Source organism: Mycobacterium gastri (assembly GCF_002102175.1).
In the GTDB taxonomy this organism is placed as follows: domain Bacteria; phylum Actinomycetota; class Actinomycetes; order Mycobacteriales; family Mycobacteriaceae; genus Mycobacterium; species Mycobacterium gastri.
The window spans coordinates 61,304-87,430 of the sequence record NZ_LQOX01000062.1 but is presented as its reverse complement, the minus strand read 5'-3'; the positions used below and the strand labels follow the sequence as shown (position 1 = coordinate 87,430).

20 protein-coding genes and 1 pseudogene are annotated in these 26,127 nt (G+C 66.4%); 9 read left to right on the top strand and 12 right to left on the bottom strand.

From position 1 onward, the window contains the following. Positions 1-217 precede the first annotated feature (217 nt). A pseudogene (locus AWC07_RS28450) lies at positions 218-1,424 on the top strand (RtcB family protein). Between the two features lie 16 nt (positions 1,425-1,440). On the opposite strand, the gene AWC07_RS05640 reads toward AWC07_RS28450, so the two are convergent. Continuing rightward, positions 1,441-4,350, bottom strand: a complete 2,910-nt coding sequence (locus AWC07_RS05640) for a UPF0182 family protein (RefSeq protein ID WP_085104988.1) — start codon at positions 4,348-4,350, stop codon at positions 1,441-1,443. 77 nt (positions 4,351-4,427) lie between these two features. Further along, positions 4,428-5,450: a YlbL family protein gene (locus tag AWC07_RS05635; RefSeq protein ID WP_036412751.1), complete on the bottom strand. Its 1,023-nt coding sequence runs from the start codon at positions 5,448-5,450 to the stop codon at positions 4,428-4,430. A 78-nt stretch (positions 5,451-5,528) separates the two neighbouring features. Between AWC07_RS05635 and AWC07_RS05630 the strand changes: the two genes are divergently transcribed. Both AWC07_RS05630 and AWC07_RS05625 read left to right on the top strand, forming a co-directional pair. Continuing rightward, on the top strand, positions 5,529-6,920 hold the full coding sequence (locus AWC07_RS05630) for a zinc-dependent metalloprotease (RefSeq protein ID WP_139829556.1): 1,392 nt from the start codon (positions 5,529-5,531) through the stop codon (positions 6,918-6,920). A 38-nt stretch (positions 6,921-6,958) separates the two neighbouring features. Next, on the top strand, positions 6,959-7,810 hold the full coding sequence (locus AWC07_RS05625; protein ID WP_036412770.1) for a cyclodehydratase: 852 nt from the start codon (positions 6,959-6,961) through the stop codon (positions 7,808-7,810). Positions 7,811-7,829: 19 nt separating this feature from the next. Here the strand turns inward: AWC07_RS05625 and AWC07_RS26610 are convergent, their stop codons facing one another. Next, positions 7,830-8,003, bottom strand: coding sequence for a hypothetical protein (locus tag AWC07_RS26610; RefSeq protein WP_139829555.1), 174 nt, complete (start codon positions 8,001-8,003; stop codon positions 7,830-7,832). A 200-nt stretch (positions 8,004-8,203) separates the two neighbouring features. Between AWC07_RS26610 and AWC07_RS05620 the strand changes: the two genes are divergently transcribed. Then, positions 8,204-9,547, top strand: coding sequence for a macrolide-binding ATPase MABP-1 (locus tag AWC07_RS05620; protein WP_036412768.1), 1,344 nt, complete (start codon positions 8,204-8,206; stop codon positions 9,545-9,547). A gap of 23 nt (positions 9,548-9,570) precedes the next feature. Here the strand turns inward: AWC07_RS05620 and AWC07_RS05615 are convergent, their stop codons facing one another. Together AWC07_RS05615 and AWC07_RS05605 are read right to left on the bottom strand one after the other, a co-directional pair. Continuing rightward, positions 9,571-9,834 carry a WhiB family transcriptional regulator gene (locus AWC07_RS05615; protein WP_036412765.1) on the bottom strand — a complete coding sequence of 88 codons (264 nt, stop codon included), beginning with the start codon at positions 9,832-9,834 and terminating at the stop codon, positions 9,571-9,573. 424 nt (positions 9,835-10,258) lie between these two features. Then, on the bottom strand, positions 10,259-12,358 hold the full coding sequence (locus tag AWC07_RS05605) for an ATP-dependent DNA helicase UvrD2 (protein WP_139829554.1): 2,100 nt from the start codon (positions 12,356-12,358) through the stop codon (positions 10,259-10,261). Between the two features lie 163 nt (positions 12,359-12,521). On the opposite strand from AWC07_RS05605, the gene mrx1 reads away from it, so the two are divergent. Further along, positions 12,522-12,776, top strand: coding sequence for a mycoredoxin Mrx1 (gene mrx1, locus AWC07_RS05600; RefSeq protein WP_036412741.1), 255 nt, complete (start codon positions 12,522-12,524; stop codon positions 12,774-12,776). A 228-nt stretch (positions 12,777-13,004) separates the two neighbouring features. Continuing rightward, positions 13,005-13,688, top strand: a complete 684-nt coding sequence (locus AWC07_RS05595; RefSeq protein ID WP_051507963.1) for a sensor domain-containing protein — start codon at positions 13,005-13,007, stop codon at positions 13,686-13,688. A 14-nt stretch (positions 13,689-13,702) separates the two neighbouring features. Here AWC07_RS05595 and nudC read toward each other — a convergent pair whose 3' ends face one another. The 6 genes from nudC to AWC07_RS05565 form a co-directional block, all read right to left on the bottom strand. Continuing rightward, positions 13,703-14,650, bottom strand: coding sequence for an NAD(+) diphosphatase (nudC, locus tag AWC07_RS05590; RefSeq protein ID WP_139829559.1), 948 nt, complete (start codon positions 14,648-14,650; stop codon positions 13,703-13,705). Positions 14,651-14,694: 44 nt separating this feature from the next. Then, positions 14,695-15,765, bottom strand: coding sequence for a potassium channel family protein (locus tag AWC07_RS05585; protein ID WP_036412738.1), 1,071 nt, complete (start codon positions 15,763-15,765; stop codon positions 14,695-14,697). A gap of 61 nt (positions 15,766-15,826) precedes the next feature. Then, the gene (locus AWC07_RS05580; RefSeq protein ID WP_085104987.1) at positions 15,827-19,105 is read right to left on the bottom strand and encodes an ATP-dependent helicase; all 3,279 of its coding nucleotides are present in this window, start codon (positions 19,103-19,105) and stop codon (positions 15,827-15,829) included. Continuing rightward, positions 19,102-22,254: an ATP-dependent DNA helicase gene (locus AWC07_RS05575; protein WP_085104986.1), complete on the bottom strand. Its 3,153-nt coding sequence runs from the start codon at positions 22,252-22,254 to the stop codon at positions 19,102-19,104. The genes AWC07_RS05580 and AWC07_RS05575 overlap by 4 nt, the downstream gene beginning before the upstream one ends. Before the next feature lie 128 nt (positions 22,255-22,382). Beyond that, on the bottom strand, positions 22,383-22,700 hold the full coding sequence (locus AWC07_RS05570) for a J domain-containing protein (protein WP_036416000.1): 318 nt from the start codon (positions 22,698-22,700) through the stop codon (positions 22,383-22,385). A gap of 266 nt (positions 22,701-22,966) precedes the next feature. Further along, positions 22,967-23,386 (bottom strand): Hsp20/alpha crystallin family protein, encoded by a 420-nt coding sequence (locus AWC07_RS05565; RefSeq protein WP_036416001.1) that lies wholly within the window; start codon positions 23,384-23,386, stop codon positions 22,967-22,969. 431 nt (positions 23,387-23,817) lie between these two features. Between AWC07_RS05565 and AWC07_RS05560 the strand changes: the two genes are divergently transcribed. The 3 genes from AWC07_RS05560 to AWC07_RS05550 all read left to right on the top strand — a co-directional run bounded on the left by AWC07_RS05560 (position 23,818) and on the right by AWC07_RS05550 (position 25,191). Next, positions 23,818-24,024: a hypothetical protein gene (locus AWC07_RS05560; RefSeq protein ID WP_036416002.1), complete on the top strand. Its 207-nt coding sequence runs from the start codon at positions 23,818-23,820 to the stop codon at positions 24,022-24,024. A gap of 61 nt (positions 24,025-24,085) precedes the next feature. Then, positions 24,086-24,886 carry an alpha/beta fold hydrolase gene (locus AWC07_RS05555; protein WP_036416004.1) on the top strand — a complete coding sequence of 267 codons (801 nt, stop codon included), beginning with the start codon at positions 24,086-24,088 and terminating at the stop codon, positions 24,884-24,886. Next, complete coding sequence (locus AWC07_RS05550; RefSeq protein WP_036416006.1) at positions 24,874-25,191, top strand: MGMT family protein; 318 nt, start codon at positions 24,874-24,876, stop codon at positions 25,189-25,191. Before AWC07_RS05555 ends, AWC07_RS05550 begins: the two co-directional genes overlap by 13 nt. Here the strand turns inward: AWC07_RS05550 and AWC07_RS05545 are convergent. Next, a complete protein-coding gene (locus AWC07_RS05545) occupies positions 25,180-26,034 on the bottom strand; it encodes a TIGR02569 family protein (RefSeq protein ID WP_036416007.1) in 855 nt (284 codons plus the stop codon). The genes AWC07_RS05550 and AWC07_RS05545 overlap by 12 nt on opposite strands. Positions 26,035-26,127: the final 93 nt, after the last annotated feature.

Below are 26,127 nucleotides of genomic sequence, written 5' to 3'. Positions count from 1 at the left end.
GATCCGCGGATTCTTCGCCGACCCTCACCTCGCTTACATCACCGCCTAAGTCGCCTTACTAACGCTCGGCTTAGTAACTCCTCGCCATTCGGCGAAGGCACTGCAGCCGGTAGGGCGCCGGCAGCGAAAACCAAATAACTGCAACATGTTCCACGCCCAGCAGCTGCCGCCCCAAGCTCGTGCCCGCCAACTATAATCGCCTCCGAAGGAGTTCACCATGCCCCAACGCCTCGGGCCGAAGCTACTCAACTTCGCCAGTGAAATCGCTGGCGACACCGTCGCGCAAGCAAAACTCACCGCATCCATGGCGTTCGTCCACCCGCATGTCTCCCTCATGCCCGACGCCCACCTCGGCAAAGGCTCGGCCGTCGGCACCGTGATACCGACCAAGGGCGCCGTAATTCCCGCAGCCGTCGGGGTGGACATCGGCTGTGGCATGGTCGCGGCCAAAACGCGGTTCACCGAGGGCGATCTGGCAGCCCGATTCGGTGGCGAGTATGCCGCACAGTTGCCGGCGCTGCGGCGCCTGGTAGAAGACGCGATCCCGCTGTCACCTGGGAACTACAACAAGAGTCTGCAGCGGTTCCCGTTCACCGCCAAGAAGCACAACGAGCTCCTGCAGCTACAGAAGGATCTCGAGGTGGACCTATCCCATAGCCCAAAATGGATGGAGCAGTTGGGATCTCTCGGCGGTGGCAACCACTTCATCGAACTCTGTCTCGACACCGACGACAACGTCTGGCTGTTCCTGCACAGCGGCTCGCGCGGCGTAGGCAACAAGATCGCACAGCGGCACATCAAGATCGCCCTGCAACGGTGCTCCGCCGACCCCGGAATCAGCCTGCCCAACCGCGATCTGGCGTTCTTCACGGAGGGAACGGCCGAGTTCGACCGCTACATCAAGGATTTGGAGTGGGCACAGCGCTTCGCCTATCTCAACCGCGCAGAGATGATGGATCGCTTCATCCACGTCGTCGCCTCGTGGCTGGGTGTGCAACCGCAACGCGTGGAGTCCGAACGCATCAACTGCCACCACAACTATGCCGTCCCGACGAAGATCGGCGGCGAAAGCGTCTGGCTCACCCGCAAGGGCGCAATCGACGCGACCGAAGACAAACTGGGCATCATTCCCGGCTCGATTGGGCACCCGCTCCTACATCGTGCGCGGCAAGGGAAACCACGACGGCCTGTGGTCGGCCCCGCATGGGGCCGGTCGCCGGTTCAGCCGGACCAAGGCCAAGCAACTGTTCACCGAACAGGATCTGGCCGCCGCGATGGTCGGCATTGAATACCGCCATGGCAAAGAGTGGATCGATGAGATCCCGCAGGCCTACAGGGACATCGACCGCGTCATGGTCGATGCCGCACCGCTGGTCGGCATAGTGACCTCGCTGCGACAGATCATGAACGTCAAGGGGCAGTGATCGCCGCGGACCGGCCCTACCTAGCGTTGTTGAACTTGGTGATCGCCTCGTCGAGCCGCTGCAGCGCTGACCCGTAGGCCGCGAAATCACCCCTCTTCTGGGCGTCGCGCGCCGCACCGATTGCGGCCTGAATCTCTTGCAGCGCAGCGGCTTTGGACGGCGACAGGGTGGCAGTCCCATCCGGGTTCGGCGGCACCACGGCCTCGGTCGGCTGTATTCCGGTGGCGGCATCACCGGCCCCGGGCCCGAACAGCCCGTTGAGCGCATCGCGCACGGTGGGGCCGTATCCGATCTTGTCGTTGTACATCATCGCCACCCGGATCAGCCGCGGGTAGGACGAGGCGGCGTCGCTGGCACCCGGGGAGGCATAGACGGGTTCGACGTACAGCAGCCCACCCTGAGCCACCGGCAAGGTGAGCAAGTTGCCCCATCTGATCCGGTTCTGGTTATCGCGACCGATCACGCCCAGGTCCTGCGATACCGCGGGGTCGGTGGTGATCGCGTTGTTGGCCAGCTTGGGACCGTTGACCTGTCCCGGGATGGTCAGCACCGTGATCTTGCCGTACGTCGCGGGATCGGAGCTGGCGCTGATGTAAGCGGCCAGATAGTCGCGCTTGAACCTGTTCATCGCGCTGATCAACTGGTATGCGGCCGAATTATCGTCCTTGGCAATGTTTTTCGCCACGATGTAGTACGGCGGCTGGTAGCTGCTGGCGGTCGGGTTCGGGTCCAGCGGCACGTCCCAGAAATCGGAGGTGGAAAAGAACGTCACCGGGTCGTTGACGTGGTACTTGGCCAGCAGCATCCGTTGCACCTTGAACAGGTCTTCGGGGTAGCGCAGATGCTCGGCGAGCTCAGGCGTGATGTCACTCTTGGGCTTGACCGTACCGGGGAAGACCTGCATCCATGCCCGCAGCACCGGGTCCCGTTCGTCTTGCTGATACAGCGTGACGGTGCCGTCGTAGGCGTCGACGGTGGCCTTTACCGAATTGCGGATGTAGGAGACCTTCTTGTCGGGGGCCAGCCGGTTGAACGCCACCTCGGTGGAATCGGCGGTCGCCGACGACAACGAGGTCAGCTCGGAGTACGGATAGTTGTCCAGGGTGGTGTAGCCGTCGATGATCCATACCAGTCGCTTGTTGACGATCGCCGGGTACACCGCGCTGTCAGTGGTGAGCCATGGCGCCACCGCCTCCACCCGCTGCGCCGGATCCCGGTTGAACAAGATCTTGCTGTTGGAGCCTATTACGTTGGAGAACAAGAAGTTTCGCTCGGCGAACTTCGCGGCGAACACCGTGCGGGAAATCCAGCTGCCGACCGGGACGCCGCCGCTGCCGGTGTAGGTGTAGTTCTTGGTTTCGGTACTGGTTTCGTAGTCGTATTCCCGGTCTGCGCCTGTCTTTCCGACAATCGCGTAGTCGGCGGACGTGTTGGAGATGACCGGTCCGAAGTAGATCCGCGGCTGGTCCAACGGTGCCGGACCGTCGGACACCACGGTTCCGTTGGCGCCGACGACGTTGACCAGGAACTCGGGGTAACCGCCGTTCTGGTTCGGGTCGTTGGCGATCCCGCGCACGGTGTTGGCCGGCGACGCGATGAATCCGTTGCCGTGGGTGTACACGGTGTGGCGGTTGATCCAGTCGCGTTGGTTGTCGATCAGCCGGTCGGGGTTGAGTTCCCGCGCCGCGACGACGTAGTCACGCAGGTTGCCGTTGCGGTCGACGTAGCGGTCTATCGACAGCTGGTCGGGGAAGTAGTAGAAGTTTTTACCCTGCTGGAACTGGGTGAACGCCGGGCTGACGATCGTGGGGTCGAGCAACCGGATGTTCGAGGTCGTGGCGCGATCGGCGGCGACCTGCTGGGCGGTCGCCTGACCCTCGCCGGTGTAGTTGCGATAAGCCACCACGTCCGACGTCAGGCCGTAGGCTTGCCGGGTCGCGGTGATACTGCGGCTGATATATTCGCTTTCCTTCTGCGCGGCGTTGGGTTTGACGCTGATCTGCTCGACGATCATCGGCCAGGCGGCACCGACGATCAGCGACGACAGCAGCAACAGGGCCAGACCGATAGCCGGAATCCGCAAGTCCCGCAGGGCGATTGCGGAAAACACCGCCGCCGCGCAAATCAACGCGATCGCCATCAGGATCAGCTTCGCCGGCAGTACCGCGTTGATATCGGTGTAGCCGGCACCGGTGAACGGCTTACCGCCACGGCTGTGTGACAGCAGCTCGTAGCGGTCGAGCCAATAGGCGACGGCTTTGAGCAACACCAGCATCCCGACCAGGCTGACCAGTTGGATACGCGCCGAGCGGCTCAGCGCACCCGTGCGACCCGAAAGCCGAATGCCACCAAAGATGTAGTGCGCCACCAGGTTTGCCACGAACGCCAGGAACACGGCCACGAACAGGTAGCTGAGTAACAGCCGGTAGAACGGCAACTCGAAGGCGTAGAAGCCGAGGTCCTTCCCGAACTGCGGGTCCCTGACGCCGAAATCACCGCCGTGCAAGAACAACTGGATCCGAACCCAGTATCCCTGCGCGACGACGCCGGCTAACAGTCCGATCGCCGCCGGCACGCCGATGCCCACCAGCCGCAGCCGGGCCAGCACGACGGCGCGATAACGCGCCACTGGGTCGTTGTCGTTGCTCGGCACGAAGACCGGCCGGGTGCGGTAGGCCAACGCCAGCCCGGCAAAGACGATACCGCCGACCAGCAGTCCCCCCACCAGGAACACCACGATCCGGGTGACCAGCACGGTGGTGAACACCGACCGGTAGCCCAGTTCGCCGAACCACAGCCAATCGACGTACGCGTCGATCAGGCGTGGACCGGCGAGCAGCACCGCGATGACACCCAACGCGATCAAGATCAGAATCCGGCTACGCCGAGTCAGCTTCGGCATCCGTGCGGACGGCCGCATCCCCACTAGCTACGCTCCCTGCTCGGTTTTGGCTGCTGCCAGAGATTTGTCTAGTCGGTCACAACTGTACGCATCTCAGAGCGTTAGCAACTTGGCGTCGGGGCCCCGGCAGTCATCGCTTGCAACGCGTCCACCGCCTGGCCGAGTGTCTCGACCTTCACCAGCCGCAGGCCGCGCGGGGTGTCGGCGGCCGCCTCGTAGCAGTTTTTCGCCGGCACCAGAAACACCGTGGCGCCGGCGGTACGCGCGGCGGCCATCTTGTGCGTGATCCCCCCGATAGCGCCAACTTTGCCGTCGATGCCGATGGTGCCCGTACCCGCGACGAAGGTCGACCCGACCAGGTCACCCGTGGTGAGTTTGTCGATCACCGCGAGACTGAACATCAACCCGGCCGAGGGGCCGCCCACATTGGCGAGGTTGAAATCCACCACGAAGGGCGCCCACGGCGCATCCAGCACCGCCACCCCCATGAAGCCGTAGTCACGGTCCTTGTTGGTGCCGAGCGTGATCTGCGCGACACCGGCCGGCTCGTTCTTGCGGCGAAAGTCGATGGTCACCGACTGGCCGGGCTTGGTGTTTTTCAACAATCCGGTGAACTGCTCGACATTGGCCACCGGCGTGCCGTTGACCGCGTCGACAGCGTCACCGGCTTTCAGCTTGCCCGCCGACGGTCCGGGATCGTTGACCGAGGCAACGGTTACCGCTTCCGGATACTTCAGATAACCCAGGGCCGCGTACTCGGCGCTGTCTTCGGAATTCTTGAAGTCGGCGTTGTTGGCCTTGTCGACCTCCTCCCGCGACTTGCCCGGCGGGTAAACGAGATCCCGGGGCACCAGCTGTTCTTGCCCGGAGAGCCACAGCGTTATGGCCTCGCCCAGACTCAGACCGTCACGCTGGGACACCGTCGTCATGTTGAGATGACCTGACGTCGGGTGTGTTTGGGTGCCCTCGATGTCGACTACCTGTTTGCCGTCGACTTCGCCGAGGGTGTCGAAGGTGGGGCCGGGCCCCAACGACACGAACGGCACCGTCACGACCGCGAGCAATACGCCGAACACCACGATCGGCACCAGCGCGACCATCAACGTCAAAATCCGCCTGTTCACGCCGCATAGACTAGACGGACCCCGCCGAAGCCGGTTCAGCTGCGAGCGTGACGGCGGATGGCGCTTTCTTCTTCCCCGATGGGTACCGTTGACCGTATGGCTGACCTGCCTTTCGGTTTCTCCTCCGGAGACGACCCCGACCGCGACAAGCGCGGCAAGAACGAACCCGACCCCGGCTCGGAAGCTAACCCGCTGGGCCCGTTCGGTTTCAGCGGGGACTTCGCCATGGCCGACCTGGGTCAGATCTTCACCCGCCTGGGCGAGATGTTCGGCGGTGTCGGCAGCGCGATGACCGCGGGTCAGAGTTCCGGACCGGTCAACTACGCCCTGGCCCGCCAAGTGGCAGCCAGCTCGGTCGGCTTCACAGCGCCCATCCCGGAGGCAACCAACTCCGCGATCGCCGACGCGGTGCACCTGGCGGAGACCTGGCTGGACGGGGCCACCGCACTGCCGGCCGGCACCACCAGGGCGGTGGGATGGAGCCCCACCGACTGGGTCGACAACACCTTGGACGTCTGGAAACGACTGTGCGATCCGATGGCTGGGCAGATCTCGACGGTCTGGGCGGCATCGCTGCCGGAGGAGGCCAAGAGCATGGCCGGCCCGCTGCTCACGGTGATGTCGCAGATGGGCGGCATAGCGTTCGGTTCGCAGCTGGGTCAGGCACTCGGCCGGTTGTCGCAGGAGGTGCTGACGTCGACCGACATCGGGCTGCCGCTGGGCCCTAAGGGAGTGGCCGCAATCCTGCCCGCTGCCGTCGAGGACTTTTCGTCCGGCCTGGAGCAGCCGCGCAGCGCGATCCTGACCTTCCTGGCCGCCCGTGAGGCCGCCCATCATCGCCTGTTCGGCCACGTCCCCTGGCTGGCCGGGCAGCTGTTGGGCGCTGTCGAGGCCTACGCCAAGGGCATGAAGATCGACATGACCGGAATCGAGGAGCTGGCCCGCGACTTCAATCCGGCCACGCTCACCGATCCCGCCGCCATGGAGCGGTTGCTGAGCGAGGGAGTATTCGAGCCCAAGGCGACACCGACACAGATCCAGGCGCTCGAGCGTCTCGAGACACTGCTCGCCCTGATCGAGGGCTGGGTCCAGACCGTGGTGACCAATGCGCTCGGCGAGCGCATTCCGGGCACCGCCGCACTTAGCGAGACGCTGCGCCGGCGCCGGGCCAGCGGCGGTCCCGCCGAACAGACGTTCGCGACCCTGGTCGGGCTGGAGCTACGGCCACGCAAACTGCGGGAGGCCGGCGCGCTGTGGGAGCGCCTGACTCAGGCCGCCGGTGTGGACGCCCGGGACGCGTTGTGGCAACACCCCGACCTGCTGCCCGACTCCGAGGATCTCGACGACCCGGCTGCTTTCATCGACCAGGTCATCGGCGGTGACACCAGCGGTATCGACGAGGCGATCGCCGAACTCGACCGCGAGACCGGCGGCCCGGAGGACTCCGGCCCTGGCCCTGTGGATAACTGAGCCTGCCGGCCGAGCCCGGCGTGGCACAGTTTCTGGTCATGCCGCAGGCCGTTCCTACCTTGTATTCGCTCGACCCGGCGATGCCGGTGCTGCTGCGGCCCGACGGCGCCGTGCAAGTGGGCTGGGATCCGCGCCGGGCCGTGCTGGTGCATCCACCCGGAGGCCTGACCGCCTCGTCGGTGGCCGCGCTACTGCGTTCCATGCGCTCGCCGACACCGATCACCGAGCTGCAGCGCCAAGCCGTCAGCCAGGGATTGGTGGACGGCGAGGAGGTGGTGAACCTTGTCAGGCAATTGGTCGGCGCCGGTGTCGCGACCCGCGGGCATCGAGGTTGCCCGGGCCGCGCGGCGTCGATCCGGATCCACGGCCGCGGACCGTTGTCGGATCTGCTGATGCAGGCCTTGCGCTGCTCGGGGGCGCGGGTCGGGCACAGCAGCCAACCGCATGCCGCAGTCAGCAGCACGGTGGATTTGGTGGTGTTGTCCGACTATCTGGTAGCCGATCCGCGGCTGGTGCGCGATATGCACAACGACGGCATTGCGCACCTACTCGTTCGGGTTCGTGACGGCACCGGCCTGGTAGGACCGCTGGTTATCCCGGGGGTAACGAGCTGCCTGCGCTGCGCCGACCTGCACCGCAGCGACGTGGACTGCGCGTGGCCGGCGATCGCTGCCCAGCTGCGCGGCACCGTCGGAGTGGCCGACCGAGCGACGTTGCTGGCGACGGCCGCGCTGGCCCTCAGCCAGGTCAACCGGGTGATCGCCGCGGTGCGCGGTGAACAAGCCGACCAAGATCCGCCGTCGGCTCTCAACGCCACGCTGGAGTTCGACCTCAACGCCGGCTCCATCGTGGCGCGCCAATGGACCCGGCATCCGTTGTGCTCGTGCTGACGGTGGCCTTGACGGGCGGCTAGCCGAGGCGGCCCTGCTCCGGGACGTTCGTGGAGACCGCGGCATAGGCTCTGGCCAAATCGTCCAGCACACCTTCGGTCAAGGTGCCGTCTTTGCGGTGCTTGTCCAGCGTTTCGATGATCGCCCTGAACAGAGCGTCGGCGGTGTCGTGCTGCGTTTGTTTTGCTGCCATGGCTTTGGCGGTCCACCCTCCGGACGTGGGGATCGATGCGTCACACCGTTGCGACCTGCAAGAGACTACATAGCAGCGGTGCCCACGGCGATCCGAAAATCCACCCGTCGGCCGGCGCGCCGAAGGTGTTCAACCGCCCGGGCCCGCCGTGCACGCGCGCCCGGTTGATGCCGGATCAATACCCGGTTGGCCCAACCGTCATGGATGATGGGTATGTGTCAGACATCAAACGCGGCCGCGCCGCGCGCAATGCCAAGCTGGCCAGCATTCCGGTCGGCATGGCCGGCCGGGCGGCTCTTGGCTTCGGCAAACGGCTGACCGGCAAGTCGAAAGACGAAGTGAACGCCGAGCTGATGGAGAAGGCCGCCAACCAGTTGTTCACCGTCCTGGGCGAGCTCAAAGGCGGGGCGATGAAAGTCGGCCAGGCGTTGTCGGTGATGGAAGCAGCCATTCCCGAGCAGTTCGGTGAGCCCTATCGCGATGCGCTGACCAAGCTACAGAAGGATGCCCCGCCGCTGCCCGCGGCCAAGGTCCACCGGGTGCTCGATGCACAGTTGGGCACGAAGTGGCGAGAGCGGTTCAGTTCGTTCGATGACACCCCGGTTGCCTCGGCCAGCATCGGCCAGGTGCACAAGGCGGTGTGGTCCGACGGCCGCGAAGTGGCCGTCAAGATTCAGTACCCGGGTGCCGACGAGGCCCTGCGGGCCGATCTGAAGACCATGCAGCGCATGGTTGGCGTGCTCAAGCAGCTCTCGCCGGGCGCCGATGTTCAAGGTGTCGTCGACGAACTGATCGAACGCACCGAGATGGAGCTCGACTACCGGTTGGAGGCCGACAACCAGCGGGCTTTTGCCAAGGCGTACCACGACCACCCACACTTCGCGGTGCCGCGGGTGGTGGCCAGCGCACCCAAGGTGGTGATCCAGGAGTGGATCGACGGGGTGCCCATGTTGGCGATCATCCGCAACGGCACCCAAGAACAGCGCGACCTGATCGGGACCCGCCTGATAGAACTCACCTTCGACGCCCCACGCCGGCTCGGGATGCTGCACGGTGACGCCCACCCCGGGAACTTCATGCTGCTGCCGGACGGTCGAATGGGGGTCATCGACTTCGGCGCCGTGGCGCCACTGCCCGGCGGCTACCCCATCGAGCTGGGAATGACGATCCGGCTGGCCCGCGACAAGAATTACGACCTGCTTTTGCCGACCATGGAGAAGGCCGGTTTCATCCAGCAGGGACAGCAGGTCTCGGTCCGCGAGATCGACGAGATGCTGCGCCAGTACGTCCAACCCATTGAGGTCGACGTCTTCCACTACACCCGCAAGTGGCTGCAGCGGATGACCGTGAGTCAGTTCGACCGATCCGTCGCGCAGATCAAAGTGGCACGGCAAATGGACCTGCCGGCCAAGCTGGCGATTCCGATGCGGGTCATCGCGTCGGTGGCCGCGATCCTCTGCCAGCTGGATGCGCATGTGCCGATCAAGTCACTGACCGAAGAGCTGATTCCCGGCTTCGCCGAGCCCGACACGGCTGTCGTCTGATCCGAAAGCTAACCCCGGGCCACCTAAGCAGCGGCCTTGCGGGGACGCCCCCGCGGACGCTTGCGGCTCACGATCGCGCCGCGCTCGAAAATCTCGCCTCCCCAAACGCCCCATGGCTCGGCACGTTCCAGCGCGGCGGCCAGACATTGGCTCCGGACCGGGCAGCCGGTGCACAGTGTCTTGGCGCGCTCGAGATCAGCTGGCGTGTCGGCGAACCATAGATCGGGATTACCCGCATGGCATGGCAACGCCGGCAGCCTATTTCTGGGGACTGTCAGTGCCGACATGTCCTGGCTCACCTGCTTCCTGGTCTTGGGGCTGTCTTTCGAAGGTGATCCGGACCAGGTGAGGGAGGTTGGCCCCAACAAATTTGGCCACGGATCCTGGTGACTTGGGTCCGTGGCCATTCGGCGAATCTGGGGCTGTTACGCAGTGTCTACGTTGAGCTCCGATCCACGGACGCGTCAGTCGCGGCGGCGACGCGGTGCTTAGCCGCTGCCGCCGGTGCGGCGGCGACATGAGGGGTTCCCGCGGTTGACGCCGCGGCAGCCACGCTCGCACCGAACACGCTGATGTCGAGCATCGTGGCCACCCTCCTCTCGTACTGTTTGCCGATTTGCCAGCCTTCAACGCCGGCAGCGAAGTGCGTTTCGAGGGTAATCGGTCACGGCTGCCAATGACAACCGATTTTCTGACCTGCGGTTTCGTTGCTCAGCGAGCCTGCCTGACCATGTCGAGCACGTCGGCTCCGTACTGTTCCAGCTTTCGGGCACCGATACCCGGAATGGCGATGAGCGCCTCGTCGTCGTCAGGGCGCATCTCGGCGATCGCGACGAGTGTGTTGTCGGTGAAGACGACGTAGGCCGGCACGTTCTGTTCCTTGGCTATGTTCAGCCGCCACGACTTCAGCTGCAGCAGCAACTCCTCGTCAACGTCGCCTGCGCATGTTTCACATCGCCGCAGCATCACGGCTGCCGGGGTGGTCAGCTCCTTGTTGCAGACCCGGCAGCGGGCGGAGGCCCGGTTGCGACGGGCTTTGCCCGGCCCCGGTTCGGCACGCGTCTGCGGCGCAACGCCGTTGAGGAACCGCGACGGCTTACGGCTCTGGCGACCGCCCGGCGCCCGAGCCAGGGCCCAGCTGAGGGCCAAATGCACTCGGGCCCTGGTGATTCCGACATACAGCAGGCGACGCTCTTCCTCGACCGGCTCACTGTCGGGGCCGTGCGCCAGCGCATGCGAGATGGGTAATGTGCCGTCGGCCAATCCGACCAGAAACACCGCATCCCACTCCAGGCCCTTGGCCGCATGCAGCGAGGCAAGAGTGACGCCCTGCACCACCGGCGGATGCCGGGCGTCGGCTCGAGCCCGGAGCTCGGCCAGCAGTTCGGGAAGCTGTAAATGCGGACGCTGCGCCACCTCGTCGTTGACCAGTTGCGCCAAAGCGGTGAGTCCCTCCCAGCGTTCCCGGGCGCGGGCACCCACCGGCTCGTGTGCCGTCAACCCCAGCGGTTCCAGAACGCCGCGGACCACGTCGGGCAACGCAGCGTCGGTACCCCGTTCGGCGGCACGCTGCAACGCCACCAGCGCCTGCTTGATCTCCTGACGGTCGAAGAACCCCTCGCCGCCGCGTACCTGATAGGCGATGCCCGCCTCGGTCAGCGCTTCCTCATAGACCTCGGACTGTGCGTTGACGCGGTACAGAATCGCGATTTCGGAAGGCGCAGTACCGGATTCGATCAGCCGGCCGATCGACGCCGTCACCGCGGCAGCCTCGGCGGGTTCGTCGGGATACTCCTGGAACGAGGGCGGCGGACCGGGTTCGCGCTGGCCGGATAACCGCAACTTGCTGCCCGCGACCCGGCCCCGAGCGGCTTCGATCACCCGATTGGCCAGCGACACGACCTGCGGAGTGGACCGGTAGTCCCGCTCCAGGCGCACCACCGTGGCGTCGGGAAACCTGCGCGAGAAGTCGAGCAGGAAGCGTGGGGAGGCTCCGGTGAATGAGTAGATGGTCTGATTGGCGTCGCCGACGACGGTCAGATCGTCGCGATCCCCCAACCAGGCCGACAGGACCCGCTGCTGCAACGGTGTGACGTCCTGGTATTCGTCGACAACGAAGCAGCGGTAGCGATCCCGGAATTCCTCGGCCACCGCGGCGTCATTTTCGATAGCGGCCGCGGTGTGCAGCAGCAGGTCATCGAAATCCAGCAGGGTGACACTGTCGTCGCGAACTTTGAGGGATTCGTATTCGGAGTAGACCGCCGCGATGCGTGCGGCGTCCAACGGGGTGTCGCGGCGCACCGCCGCCACCGCGGTCGGGTAATCCTCGGGACCGATCAGCGAGGCTTTGGCCCATTCGATTTCGCCCGCGAGATCCCGGACGTCATCGGTGCTGGCCTGGAGCCTGGCGCGGCTGGCCGCGCGGGCCACGACGGGGAACTTGGTGTCCAGCAACTGCCAGCCGATGTCACCAACCACGCGTGGCCAGAAATAGCGCAGCTGGCGATGCGCCGCCCCGTGAAACGTCAGCGCCTGCACCGCGCCGACGCGCGAACCGACCTGCGCGGCCGCGCCCAGCGCACGCCACCGGGCGCGCATCTCTCCCGCCGCGCGCTGCGTGAACGTCACGGCCAGTACTTGACCGGCAGCGACATGGCCACTGTCGACCAGGTGGGCGATCCGGTGCGTAATGGTGCGCGTCTTCCCGGTTCCGGCTCCGGCGAGCACACAGACCGGTCCGCGTGGAGCCAACACGGCTTGACGCTGCTCGTCGTCCAGTGCGGCGATCAGTGCTTCTGCGACCATCGGCATAGCGTCCATCTTGGCAGCGGCGGCCGACAAGCCGGGCGTTTCGACGCGCCGTGGCCTGCGTCGTCGCCGGGTGCTCCCAGGGCTGCCCCGGGTAAGCCTCGCTTCGGCCCACCCCATGGCCCAGTCCATGGCCCGCATGCTTGTCGGGCTACGTTTACCAGCTATGACCAACGCTGCGCTCACCATCTACACGACGTCATGGTGTGGCTACTGTTTCCGGCTCAAGACGGCGCTCAAGACAGAGGGAATCACGTACGACGAGGTCGACATCGAACACGACAGCGCGGCCGCGGAGTTTGTCGCCTCGGTCAACGGCGGCAACAGGACGGTCCCGACGGTCAGGTTTGCCGACGGCTCAACGCTGACCAACCCGAGCGCAAACGCGGTCAAAGCCAAACTGGTCGAAGTCGCCGGCTGAGACGGCCAGGTGTCGGCCATTCAACCGGCGTGCCCAGACACGGCCGGTCGCCAGGGCAAAGGTGCCCAACAAGAGGTCCGGTCGCCCGTACGATAAGAGTTACGGCGTCGACCTCCCGGGCACAACTCGCCGGTACTATAGCGCCAACATCAACCGCGGACGGTAGTCCGCAGAAAATGGCTATCAACGATGAGGCCAACCGGCTCAACCCGCGCGAGCGTGACATATGTGACGCTCCGGCTGAAGCGGCAAGCGGCAGATATTCGCGCCGCCCTGGCCGGCACGGGCAGGTCGCTGTTGATCATTTGCACTGCGCTACTCGTGATCACCGCGTGCTCGCACAAAGGCACATCAGCGAAACCGACCGCCACCACGGCTCCGACGGGTGCCGATGCGTTGATAATCAGCGTCGAAGAGGTCCGGCGCATCGCCAATTATGAGGAACTTACCGCACATTCACGCGCGGACTTGCGTCGTCCGCCACCAGGCGACCTGAACGCACCGGGTCCCTGCCGGGCGGCCGGAACCAGTGATCTCACTTTCGCCAGCGGCTGGATGGAGTTCCGGAGTGCGGGCTACAGCGGCGTCACCGACGACATAGACCCCGGCGGCATGGTCATGGTCGATTCCGTCAGTCAAGCCGTTGCCATCTACCCGGATGCGCATGCGGCGCTCGCAGCGCTCGATCAGCTGGAAGCTTCGCTGAACGCGTGCATGGCATTGCATGACCCCAAGTACACGTTCAACGTGGACAAGCCGGACCCCGCCACGCTGCGGATCACCGACCAAGGCTGGAGCCACCTGTATCGCGTCAAGAATGCGGTGTTGATGTCCGTCGGCGTATTGGGCATCGAACCGGCTGAACGGATCGCCAATACCGTGCTTGACGCGATCTGCGATCGCGTCAAGTAGCCGATCACGCAAGTTCAGTCGCGCGCCGCTGCCCAGGATTCGATGATGATGCGGGCAATCGAGACGGACCCCGGTAGCCGCAATTTGGACTCCGATGCGGTGGTTGTCCAGTCGCCCGCGTCCAGCGCCGCACGCACTTCGTCGCGAGTGAACCAGCCGGCCTCGGCGATCTCGCCGTCGTGGAATGAAAAATCTTGATCCGGGTCAGCTACGGCATGAAAGCCCACCATCAGCGAACGCGGGAACGGCCAGGGTTGGCTGCCCAGGTAGCGCACATCACGGACGGTCAGACCGATTTCCTCACGGATCTCGCGGGCCACGCATACCTCGAACGATTCACCCGCCTCGACGAAGCCCGCCAGCAGCGAGAACATCCGCGGCGGCCATGCCGCTTGGCGGGCCAGTACCGCGCGATCACCGCCGTCGTGAACCAGGCAGATCACCGCCGCGTCGATACGGGGAAACTCCTCGTGACCGGTGATCAGGCTGATGCGTGACCATCCGGCCCTGGCCGGTTTGGTCGGGGTGCCGTCGACCGGGCTGAATCGCGCGGTGTCATGCCAGTTCAATAACGCCATTGCCGACGACACCAATTGGCTGCTGGTGTCATCGATGATCGTGGCGAGCCGGCGAAGGTCCACTACTTCGGCCTCTACACCAAGATTCTCGGGGGGCTCCAGTGCGCCCCTGATTGCCCAGACATGGCGATCGCCCGCGATGCGACCCAGGAACACCGCCTCCGGCGGTGGCTTGTCGCCCAGGGCGGCCGCCGGACCCAGCACCGCTCGGCCGTCGGCAACCAGGACCTGATTGCGCGAATCCACCCGCAGCAGCGCCGCATCGGCCCAGCCGGCAGCCACCGCGTCGACATCGGTCCGCAAGTGGTCGGCCCGGTCGGCGCCGATGCGCGACAGGAATGGGACGTCCCGCAGCCGGAAGTCCAGTATCGCCCTAAAGCCCACGTGGCGACCCGCCGCGCCCGGCTCCGCCGAGCTTGCGATCGCCACTAGTGCCCCGTGTTGTGGACGTAGAGCAGACGGTCGTTGGCCTCGATGGCGTCCACTTCAGGTGCTCCGATACGCAACAGTTGTCCGTGGCGGACGACGCCGAGCACGATGTCCTTCAGATGCCGCGGAGATCCACCGACTTCACTCGGCTCCACCTCACGTTCGGCAATCGCCAGCCCGGTATCCGGCGTCAACAGATCCTCGATCATCTGCACGACGCTGGGCGTGGTGGTGGCAAGGCCAAGCAATCGGCCCGCGGTCTCGGAGGAAACCACCACCGAGTCCGCCCCCGATTGCTCGAGCAGATGCTGGTTTTCGGCCTCCCGGATAGAAGCCACGATCTTGGCCTTGGGCGAGATCTCGCGGGCGGTCAAAGTGACCAACGCCGCGGTGTCGTCACGGCTCGCGGCAACGATGATCGAGGCCGCATGCTGAGCACCGGCCAACCGCAGTACGTCGGATTTGGTGGCGTCGCCATGTACGGTGACCAATCCCGCCGCCGCAGCGCGGTCGAGGGCCGCCCGGTCGGTGTCGACGACGACAATCTCACCAGGGACGACCTCGTCGCCGAGCATTGCGGTAATCGCCGTTTTGCCTTTGGTCCCATAGCCGACGACGACGGTGTGGTTGCGCACTCTGTTCCTCCAACGCTGGATCTTCAGTGCTTGCCGGGACGTCTCCGTGACCACCTCGAGCGTCGTCCCGACCAACAGGATCAGGAACGCGATGCGCAGCGGGGTGATGATCAAGACGTTGGTAGCGCGTGCGAATTCGGAAATGGGAGTGATGTCGCCATAACCGGTCGTTGACAACGTCACCGCCGAGTAATAGAGGCAATCCAAAAACGTCAGTTGGTCGCCCTGCGAGTCGTGATATCCGTCGCGATCGACGTAAACGGTAATAGCGCCGACGAGCAACGCTGCCAAGGCAATAGCCACTCGGCGGGTAATGATGCGCGCGGGACTGGCCCGACCCGAAGGAATGCGCAACACGCCGACGAGTGCGTAACTGGGCTGGACCGTCAGCCTCTCGTCGAGATGCCTCAGCCGCCGCCAACTACCTTTTGCCACGGGAATCCGTCATCGGCTGATCCCAAAGCACGACACAGGCACGAGAAACATGTAACCACGATCAGGTATCGCAATGGCGAGCGGAGTCAGCCAGCAGCGCGGCCAACGCCGCAACGTCGGGCAACTCATCGGGAACAACGGAGACGCCACTGCGGACGTAGTAGAACGCGGTGCGTACCGAAGACTGCGAGCAGCCAAGCAAGGCAGCCCACGCCAGCCGGTAGACGGCCAACTGGACGGCGGCCTGCCGCCTGGCTTCCGGCCCGCGCGGCGGCTCACCGGTCTTCCAGTCGACCACGGTGACGCCGCCGTCGGGGTCGGCGAACACCGCATCGATGCGGCCGCGAACCACGGTGTCGCCGATCGGCATCTCGAACGGCACTTCTACCGCGATCGGGGTGCGAGCAGCCCATGGCGATGCGGTGAACGCCGCCCGCAGTTTGGCCAACTCCTCGGCGTTGCTCACGTCGGAGTCGGCGGCACCCGGAAGGTCTCCGAGATCGAACAGCAATTCGGCTCCGTAGAACTGCTGGACCCAGGAGTGAAAGGCGTTGCCCAGCAAAGCGTGCGGATCTGGACGCGACGGCAGCCGATGGGCTAGCCGCTGCCGTGCCTTCGCAGGATCGCGGCCCAGCTCCACCAGACCGCTGACCGACAACTGGCCCGGCAGCTCGCGGGCCGGCGGTTGCACCGCGCGCGCACGTTCGGCCAGTAGCGCATCGACGTCATGGGTCCACCCCTCGGTGTCAGCGTCCCCGACGTCGATCACTTCGGCCGCTGTTGCCTCAGCCACCAGCCGGGCCCCGCGTTCGACGTCAGCGCGCCGCGCGCCCAGCGGCTCAGCTGGCCAGACCGCTTGGATAACATTGTCCCGCAACGGGTTACGCTCACCTTCAGCCGGTGCGGGAGCCCACTGGTCCACAGTCCCGCACGGATCGCCGGCCGTAACCGAGTGATCGATGATGTCTTTGACTTCGCAGAGGAATTCCGAAGGCCCGCACGGCTTGACCCCGGTAGCGCCCCAGTGGTGACCCGATATCAACAAGGTGTCCTCGGCACGAGTGACTCCCACATATAGCAACCGGCGCTCCTCATCGACACGTCGCTGATCGAGCTGACGACGGTGCTCGGAGATCTTGTCCGACAGCTGTTTTCGATTGGTCACCGCCGACGTGTCCAGGACCGGGATACCGAGCACCCCGGCTGAGGCGCGGTCGCCGCGCAGCAGTGGTGGTAGCTCACCGGGGTCGGTTAGCCAGGTGGTCCGCGACGCGGTCGACGGGAAAACCCCGCCCGACAGGTGCGCGACCGCCACGACCTGCCACTCCAAGCCCTTTGCGGCATGCACGGTCAGCACCTGCACCCTGTCGCGTGCAACCGCCGGCGGCGCAGGGGGCAGGCCGTTTTCCACTTCGGCGGCCACGTCCAAGTAGGCCAGCAGACCGGCCACCGACGCCGTTGCCGGCACTTCCGTGCTCGACGAGGTCGCCCGCTCGGCGTATTTCGCTACCACGTCGGCGAAAGCGTCGAGGTGCTCGGTGCCGGACCACGCTGCGGTAGCGGCCGATTTGGCGCGGGCTTCGCAATCGACACCCAGCACGCGGCGCACCTCGGCAACCAGATCCGGCAGGCAATGGCCGAGTTGTGCACGCAGCAGGTTCAATTCGCCGGCCAGCGCCACGATGCGCCGGTACCCTGCCACCGAGTACCAGTCGGCCGGACCCGGGTCGCTGATCGCGTCGGCCAGACAGGGGGTGTCGCTGTCCGGGCCGGCCGCCGCCGCACTCGACTCGGGCGACGATTCGTTCGGGCCGCCCGCCAGGGCCAGCGCGCGCCGCCACAACGCTGCCAGGTCCCGGCCACCGAGCCGCCAGCGGGGACCGGTCAGCACCTGCATCGCCGCGGCTCCGGCCGTCGGCTCGGCCACCAGGCGCAGCATGGCCACCACGTCGGCGACCTCTGGAATGGACAACAGGCCGGCCAGCCCCACCACTTCGACCGGGATCCTGCGAGCGCGCAGTGCATCGGCGATGGGTGCCGCATCAGCGTTGCGGCGCACCAGCACGGCTGCGGTAGGCGGGTCGACCCCTTCGTCGCGAGCCCGCAAGTAGTGGCCCTGAAGATGGTCGGCGATCCAGTCACGCTCGGCCTGTGCGTCGGGGAGCAGTGCGCAGCGAACCGTCCCCGGCGGGGCGTCCGGGCGGGCCCGCAATGCGCGCACCGCGACCGACCGCCGGCGCGCCTCCGCAGAAATGGCGTTCGCCAGGTGCAGCGCTCGCGGCGGGTTACGCCAACTGGTCCGCAGCTCCAGGATCGGCGCTGGTGTGCCGTCGGGCAGGGGGAAGTCGGTGGTGAAGCGCGGCAGGTTCGTCGCCGAGGCACCGCGCCAGCCGTAGATCGACTGAATCGGGTCCCCGACCGCCGTGAGCGCCAGCCCGTCGTCGACTCCGCCGCCGAACAGCGACGACAACGCGACCCGCTGGGAATGGCCGGTGTCCTGGTACTCGTCGAGCAACACCACCCGGAACTGGTTCCGCAGTTCGCGACCGACTTGCGGGAACGCCGCCGCCAGCCGTGCGGCAGATGCCATCTGCATCCCGAAGTCCATCACCTTCCCGGCCCGCATGCGTTCGAGCAACGCATCCAGCAACGGCACCAACTCGGCGCGCTCATTTTGGGTGGCCAGCATCCGCAGCAACCACTGGCTGGGGCCGCGGTCGCGCTGATAGGGGCCCGCCGGCAGGGTGTGCACCAGTCGTTCCAGCTCAACGTGGGTGTCGCGGAGTTGCCCGGTGTCCACCAGGTGCTCGGCGAGCTGGCCCCACAACCGCAGCACCATCGCGGTGACCGCCGCCGGGTTCCGCTGGGTACGCAACTCACCGCGATATCCGTTGACCACCTCAAACGCCAGCTGCCACAGCTCTGTCTCGGTCAGCAACCTGGTGTCGGGCTCGACCGGCAGCAGCAAGCCGTAGTCACGCAGCAACGACCCGGCGAATGCGTGGTACGTGCTGACCACCGGAGCGCCCCCGGATTCGCATGCCGCCGGGCCGGGTTCCAGCCCGGCCAACCGCGCCAGCCGAGACCGGACGCGGCGCAGCAGTTGGCCGGCGGCCTTGCGGGTGAACGTCAGGCCCAGCACCTGGCCGGGTTCGGCGTAGCCGTTGGCGATCAACCACACCACCCGCGCCGCCATCGTCTCGGTCTTGCCGGCTCCGGCACCGGCGATGACCACCAGTGGGCCCGGCGCCGCGGCGATCACGGCTGCCTGCTCCTCCGTGGGCGGGAAAAGCCCCAGCGCACAAGCTAATTCGGCGGGGCTGTAGCGGGCTTTTTTCACAGCGGTGACCTGTCAGTGTGTGCTGGGCAAAACGGCCGGATCGGGCAGTTCGAGCAACTGTCGTTGCGTCGGGCGATGAACTGCGGCCCGGCCATCGCCTCGGCAGCCTGCCGCACCAGACCGCGCCATTGATCACGAGCGGCCGGCGTCAACGGATCCTGCTCGCGTTCGGTGGCGCCGGTCGTCCCGCACTTCCCCGGATAGACCAGACGCGCACCACCGGGATCGTCGCCTGCGGGCACCATCCCTTCGGCGACAGCCAGCTGATACATCGCCAGTTGCGCATGCTGTTGGGCGTCGTCCTTGCTCACCGGCGTCTTGCCGGTTTTGACATCGACGATCACCAGCCGACCCGCGCCGTCGCGTTCGAGCCGATCGACGCGGCCGCGCAGCCGGATCTTTGCGCCGTCGTCGCGGCGGGTCGGCAGGACGCCGTCCACCTCGATCTCGACGCCGACCTCGGTCAACTCACCGCGGGTCCGCGCTCGCCACTCGACAAACGACTGGATCATCGCGCGGTGCCGGGCGAGCTCATTGGACGAATACCAGCTCGCCTCGAAGGGTAGCTGCTGCCACACCCGGTCCAGCTCGGCCAGCAGTTGAGCTTCATTGTGGCCCGGCCTGGCGATCAGCGCGTGCAGCACCGACCCGACGGTGGAGCGCAGCTCACGCGGCTTGGCTCCACCATGGCGTTCGGTCAGCCACCGTAACGGGCATTCGCTGAGAGTCTGCAGGGTCGACGGCGTCAACGTGACGACATCCCCACCGCCGTACAGCGGTTCACTGGTGCTGACCGGGATCAGCCCGTGCCACCCGTCCGGGTCGGCCCCCGCCACACCGGCCTTGGCCAACCGCGCCAATTGCGTTGCCGCACATGCCTGAGCAGCGTCGCCGACTGCGCCGTCAGGTGCACACACGACAGCCCGCAACCGACCCACCACCGCCGCGGCCGACAGGACACGCGGTGCCGGCTCCGGCTGCGCCGCGGGTTCGCCGCCACCATCGGCCAAACGGGCGATCTCGGAAAAGAATGCCGACGGTAGCGCCGGTTCCTGGCCGCCGCCGCCGGCGTCGTTGTCGACGGCCGTCACCAGCAACCGGCGCCGGGCCCGACCCATGGCGGCCACCAAAAGCCGGCGTTCCTCGGCCAGCAGCGGTGCCCGGACAGAGGCGTTTTGGGTGACACCGTCGAGTTCATCGAGCAGCCGCTGGGTAGCCAACACGCCACCACGAGGAATTGTGTTGGGCCACAGCCCTTCCTGCAATCCCGCTATGACAACGAGATCCCATTCGTGTCCCAGGGCGGCGTGCGCGCTGAGCACCGTCACCTGTTCTGTCGGTAATACCGGCTCGGCGCTGACGCGCGGCAGCTGCAGACCCGCGACATGCTCGATGAGTCCGCGCAGCGACGCACCCGAAGTTCGGCAGACGTACTGGTCGGTGATGTCGAACAAGGCGGTCACCGCTTCCAGATCTCGCGCCGCCTGGACACCCGCCGGGCCGCCGCGCTCGCTGGCCGCGAGCCAGCGACGTTGCAGACCTGAGCGATGCCACGCCGCCCACAGCGTGTACCGCGGATCTTGTCCCTGGCGGTGGCACCGTGCGGCCGCGGCGAGCACGGCACGCACACGCCGCAGCGGGCCGGCCTGCGGCCCTGAGAACCGCGGGTGCGAGTCAGCTTCGGGGGAAAGTGTCTGTGCCAGTAGGTCACCGAAATCGCCCGGTGAACCGCCGGAACGGTCGCGCTGCAGCGTCCGCCGCAGCTGGCGGAGTGCAACCGGGTCGACACGGCCGATGGGCCCGGTGAGCAGCGCCAGTGCCCGCTCACCGGTGAGCCCGTCAGCGGTGGCGGCCAAAGCCGTGAGCAGCGCAGCCGGGGCGGGCTCCGCCGACAACGACCCGCCGATCGCCGGCATGGCCACCGGAACTCCGGCCGCAGCCAGCGTCCGGGGCAGCCGCGCGGCGGCGCGCGGCACCGACCTGACGATCACCGCCATCTGCGACCACGGCACCCCGTCGATCACATGGGCTCGCCGCAGAGTATCGGCGATCATCGCCGCTTCCGCATGCGCCGAGGCGGCCAGCCGCACGGCGACCGAACCGTCCTGTTCTCCGGTGCCCTCGATCCGTTTTCCGGCGCTGCCACCGGGCAACCGCCGGGTGATGCCACTGACGGCGCGCGCCACCGCGGGCGCGCAGCGGTACGACACCGTCAACGTCACTGAGTGGCCGTCTTCGACAGCGCCGCCCAATAACCCGGTGGGCTCGCCGCCGCGGAAACCGAATACGGCCTGGTTCGGGTCACCCGCCACCACGACACGTTCGGCGCCCGCGGCCAGCGCCCGGACCAGCCGGGCTGCCTGCGGATCGAGTTGCTGAGCATCGTCGACCAGCAGCAGCCGGACCCGGGCGCGCTCGGCCGCCAGCAGTCCCGGATCGACGGCAAAGGCCTCCAACGCCGCCCCGACGAGTTCAGCGGCCCCCAATGCCCGTGCCGTCGCTTGTGGCGCCGCCGTCCCGACCGCCGAACGCAGCAACATCACCTGCTCGTATTGGCGGGCGAAGCGGCCGGCGACGATCCATTCCGGGCGCCCGCAGCGACGGCCCAGCCGCTCCAGATCCCACGGGTCTACGCCACGTTCGAAGCAGCGCGCCATCAGATTTCGCAATTCGTTGGCGAATCCGGCGGTGCTCAGCGCCGGCCACAGATGCTGCGGCCAGGCGGATTGGGAGGCCACTGCGTCCTCGAGGTCGCCGGCTAGCAGCTCACGGATGATCGCATCCTGTTCGGCACCCGTGAGCAGCCGCGGCGGCGCGTCTCCGGAACGCTCCGCGTTCCGCCGCAAGAGTGCATAGGCGTAGCCGTGCACGGTACGCACCAGCGGCTCGCGGACCGCGGACCGGCCGGATCCGATCGTGCTCGACCGCAGCAGCGCCGACGTCAACTCGCTGCGTGCGCGTATCCCCAGCCGGCCTGAACCGGTAAGCAGCAGAACCGATTCCGGACCGGCGCCGGCGGCGATATGCGCAACCGCGGCCTCGACCAGCAGGCTGCTCTTACCGGTCCCCGGGCCGCCCAGCACACGCACCAGCCCGCGCAATCCTGGCACGAGAAGCCCGCGCACTTCCGCACCCCAGCTCAATGACATAGCCGCATGCAACCACGAGGGGCTGACAAACTCCGGGCGGGCAGGGCCGGTGACGCCCGGGTTGGTTTCGTTCTCAGCTGAAGGAGCGGCCTGAGCGGCGATCGAACGCGGCCTGCAGCAGCCGGCCGTCACCGATGCCAGCGCACAGGACCCGCCCACAGCGGGGCACCGAGGTGGGCAGAGTCATTGCGTCTGACGGCGATTCGAGCCGGCGGCCGGTGTTTCCGAACGCGGGCGACCGCGCGGTCGTAGTCGCTGCGCAGCTGCGGGTCCCGCAACAAGCGGTAGGCCGCCAGTACTTGCCGCAGCCGTTCGTCGGCGCCCGAGTCCGGTTCGCCGGACCGCAAGTCCGGGTGGCACCTGCGCAATTGGCGCCGGTAGGCACGGGTTAGTTCGGTCTGCGTTGCCGTCGGTGGCACGCCAAGGACTGCGTACGGGTCAATCATGGAGTAGCACCGCGCCTTTCATAAGTGATGGCGGGTTGCTGCCGGAAGTGGGCGCGCCGTCCCGGGCGCGCCCACTTCTACCGGTACCCTCCGCGCAGCCTCACCTCAACCACGTTGGGTGGCAATGCGCTGCGGTTACGGACTCAGTCGCGCGTCGATGGTGGCGACAGACGGCACGGAGGGCCGCAAGCGTCAAACAGATGTCAATCCTGCGTCATCACCTCCTCGTCGAGATCCATTGCGACCAAAAGTGGGAACGAGCACCGTCAGGCATTGATCGGCGTGCGCTCCCCGTTGTGGCTGATCTCGATGTGACGTGGCTTGGCCTTCTCCGCGATCGGAATGGTCAGGTGCAACACGCCGTCGTGGTAGCTGGCCTCGATTCTGTCGGTTTCCAGGGTGTCGCCCAGGAACAACTGCCGACTGAAGACGCCTCTCGGCCGCTCGGCCGCGACCATCTCGTGCTCACGATCCACATCAGGGCGCTCCGCGCGCACCGTGAGCACATTGCGTTCGACATCGAGGTCGAGTGAGTCAGGGTCTACCCCCGGGAGGTCGAATTCGACGATGAACTGGCCTTCCTCCCGCCAGGCATCCATCGGCATGACGGCCGGGCGCGCCGGAGTACCCAGCACTTGCTCGGTCCAACGGTCAAACGCGCGGAATGGATCTGAACGCATCAACATCGTATTTCGCCTCCTAATCACAACGATTATCTATGTTGATGGTTATAGGTTCTATCTACCACCTCGACTGGCTGCGCGCAAGCATGACCACCGAAATTTTTTGGCGATCCAGTAGCGCAGCTGTTCTCGATCCTGCTGGCGCACACCGTGTTTCAGCGATGGCGAACTTCACCGCAGCGGGCCGCCACCACTGAGCGGCCCGGGACCGCGACGGCCCGAAGCGATGGGGCACCACAGCAAACCGGCGAGCGGGTGGCACAATGCAGATAACTGGTCGCAGATAACTGGTCGCCACTGCTGCGAATGGTTGATCGGGAAGTTCTGCAAAACCCAGCGAGAAGCCGCCAATACGCAGTGGCAGCGCGACACCGCCGGACTGCAGGCCAAGGAGGCCGGCCAGCAGCCGAAGAGCTACAGCAGGAGTATCGATTATGGGCAATGCCGACGGAGTGGGTCCGCAGGATCAGATTCCCGAAGCGGACGCGGCCGAGCAGCGCCGTACCGTTGATTTCGACGAAGCGGGGTTGGACACCGCCTACCTGAGCGATGCCGCGGATCGCGAAGCCAACGAAGCCGACGTGATCGATCAGGCTTACGTTGTTCCGGTATCGGACGACGACGCGGACCTCGACCGCTGATCGCCATCGCGCCAGGCGCCCTTCGACGGCCCGCAGTGATCCGGCCTGGCACCATCGACACGTGACTGCCGACCTCCACGTCCACCGTTACGGTCCGTCGGGCCCTGTCCAGGTGCTGACGATCCATGGAGTCACCGAGCATGGGCAGTGCTGGGAACTCTTGGCTAATTGCTTGCCCGAAGCCACCATCGCTGCTCCTGATCTGCTGGGTCACGGCAGGTCATCGTGGGTAGCCCCGTGGACCATCGACGCCAATGTGTCGGCGCTGGCCGCAGTGGTCGATGAACAGTCCGACGGACCGGTTGTCGTGGTCGGGCACTCGTTCGGCGGTGCGGTCGCGTTGCAGCTGTCCGCCGCACGTCCGGATCTGGTGGCAGCGCTGGTGTTGCTCGATCCGGCGGCCGGCCTGGATGGGTCGCGGGTACGCGAGGTGGTCGATGCGATGGTGGCGTTCCCCGATTACCCCCACCCGGCAGCGGCGCGCGCGGAGAAGGCGACGGGAGCCTGGGCCGATGTGGACCCCGCCGTGCTCGACGCCGAACTCGCAGAGCACCTCGTCGCGTTGCCGAGCGGACGGTATAGCTGGCGAATGAGTCTGCCGGCAATGGTGTGTTATTGGAGCGAGCTCGCTCGGGACATCGGGCTGCCTCCAGCCGGAACCCCGACCACGCTGGTGCGGGCGGGGCGGGCGGATCCGCGGTATGTCAGCGACGAGTTCGTCGCCGCCCTCGGTCAACAGCTGGGAGCCGATCTTGTGCTACACGAATTCGACTGTGGACACATGGTGCCTCAAGCCAAGCCCGCCGAGGTTGCCGCGCTGATCCGGCAACACCTAGCAACGCCATCGCCATGGCACCGGTGACCGACGAGCAGATCGAGCGGGTGCGCGCGCTGGTTGCCGCCATACCGCCCGGCAGGGTCGCGACCTACGGTGACATCGCTTCGGTGGCTGGACTTTCCAGTCCGCGCATCGTCGGCTGGATCATGCGGACCGACTCCGCGGATTTGCCCTGGCACCGGGTGATCACCGCCTCCGGACGCCCGGCGCGGCATTTGACCACGCGGCAATTGGAGCTGTTACGTGCCGAAGGTGTGCTCAGCACCGACGGCAGGATCCCGCTGGGCCAGGTGCGTTATGAGTTCCCACCACGGCTGTCAGAGCATTAGCCGCACCAGCGCCGCGGTGCGCGCCAGACCGGGAAACGCCTCGGCTGTGGAACGCGGGTGCAGCGCATGCACTGACAGCCGAAACATCAACGCGCGCAATAACATCTGTGGCCACTCCGGTAGCGCGCTCCACCGCTCGATGAGTCCATCGTCGGCCTCTCCCCACGACAGCGCATCGACGACGACCACCCCGGCCGCCCACGACGCGGGCCGCCAGTACGGCGTGATGTCGGTGATCCCGGGTGCCGCTGCTCCCACGAAAAGCACTGTGCCGTAAAGATCCCCGTGAACCACCTGGTTGGGGCTCCTGGTCGGCTTGCGCAGCGTGGCAAGCTGATTGATCAGATCAATCGATCGCTCGGCATCCGCCGTCGGCGAGGACGAGGGGGCACCGGGCGGAATGGACTGCAGCGGCCGCTCCTCCCATGCCGCGCGGTCGGCGGCGATGAAGACGTCGACTTCCGCCCACGGTGTCGTGGGGCCCTGGGTCAGGAAGCGTGGCCGTTCCAGCTTGCTGGTGGCCTCATGCAGGCGTACCGCCGCCGAGACGACTTCATCGTGGCGGGGCTCCGGAGTCCCGGCGACGAAAGTGTCTGCCCGCCAGCCGGAAACCACATACCGGCCGTCGGTCGAGCGAACCGGCCGGGCCAACCGGACCCCGTCCACAAACAAGGTTTCGCGCACCCGTGCCGACCAAGCCGCGCGGGCGTGGTCGGCCACCATGGACAACACCACTTCGCCGCACCGCCAGCCGCCTTCCCAGCTGGAACCCAGCGAGGCGGGCTGCACACCGGTCAAACCAAACGCCGCCAGTACGTGCTCGGGCGGTGGCTCGACACTCACACGGGTCAGCCTAGTCGGGTGATGATGCGGGTCGACACGACCCGCTGAGGAGCCCGACAAATACGGCTCACGAGCGGCCGTCTGGACCGACGG

What these genes read in the sequence shown, in the direction of transcription:
- AWC07_RS05630 (WP_139829556.1), top strand. Translation starts at nt 5,529, where the DNA reads ATGGGTACCGTTGACCGTATGGCTGACCTGCCTTTCGGTTTCTCCTCC.
- AWC07_RS05625 (WP_036412770.1), top strand. Translation starts at nt 6,959, where the DNA reads ATGCCGCAGGCCGTTCCTACCTTGTATTCGCTCGACCCGGCGATGCCG.
- AWC07_RS26610 (WP_139829555.1), bottom strand. Translation starts at nt 8,003, where the DNA reads ATGGCAGCAAAACAAACGCAGCACGACACCGCCGACGCTCTGTTCAGG.
- AWC07_RS05620 (WP_036412768.1), top strand. Translation starts at nt 8,204, where the DNA reads ATGGATGATGGGTATGTGTCAGACATCAAACGCGGCCGCGCCGCGCGC.
- AWC07_RS05615 (WP_036412765.1), bottom strand. Translation starts at nt 9,834, where the DNA reads ATGTCGGCACTGACAGTCCCCAGAAATAGGCTGCCGGCGTTGCCATGC.
- AWC07_RS05605 (WP_139829554.1), bottom strand. Translation starts at nt 12,358, where the DNA reads ATGCCGATGGTCGCAGAAGCACTGATCGCCGCACTGGACGACGAGCAG.
- mrx1 (WP_036412741.1), top strand. Translation starts at nt 12,522, where the DNA reads ATGACCAACGCTGCGCTCACCATCTACACGACGTCATGGTGTGGCTAC.
- AWC07_RS05575 (WP_085104986.1), bottom strand. Translation starts at nt 22,254, where the DNA reads ATGTCATTGAGCTGGGGTGCGGAAGTGCGCGGGCTTCTCGTGCCAGGA.
- AWC07_RS05570 (WP_036416000.1), bottom strand. Translation starts at nt 22,700, where the DNA reads ATGATTGACCCGTACGCAGTCCTTGGCGTGCCACCGACGGCAACGCAG.
- AWC07_RS05565 (WP_036416001.1), bottom strand. Translation starts at nt 23,386, where the DNA reads ATGTTGATGCGTTCAGATCCATTCCGCGCGTTTGACCGTTGGACCGAG.
- AWC07_RS05560 (WP_036416002.1), top strand. Translation starts at nt 23,818, where the DNA reads ATGGGCAATGCCGACGGAGTGGGTCCGCAGGATCAGATTCCCGAAGCG.
- AWC07_RS05550 (WP_036416006.1), top strand. Translation starts at nt 24,874, where the DNA reads ATGGCACCGGTGACCGACGAGCAGATCGAGCGGGTGCGCGCGCTGGTT.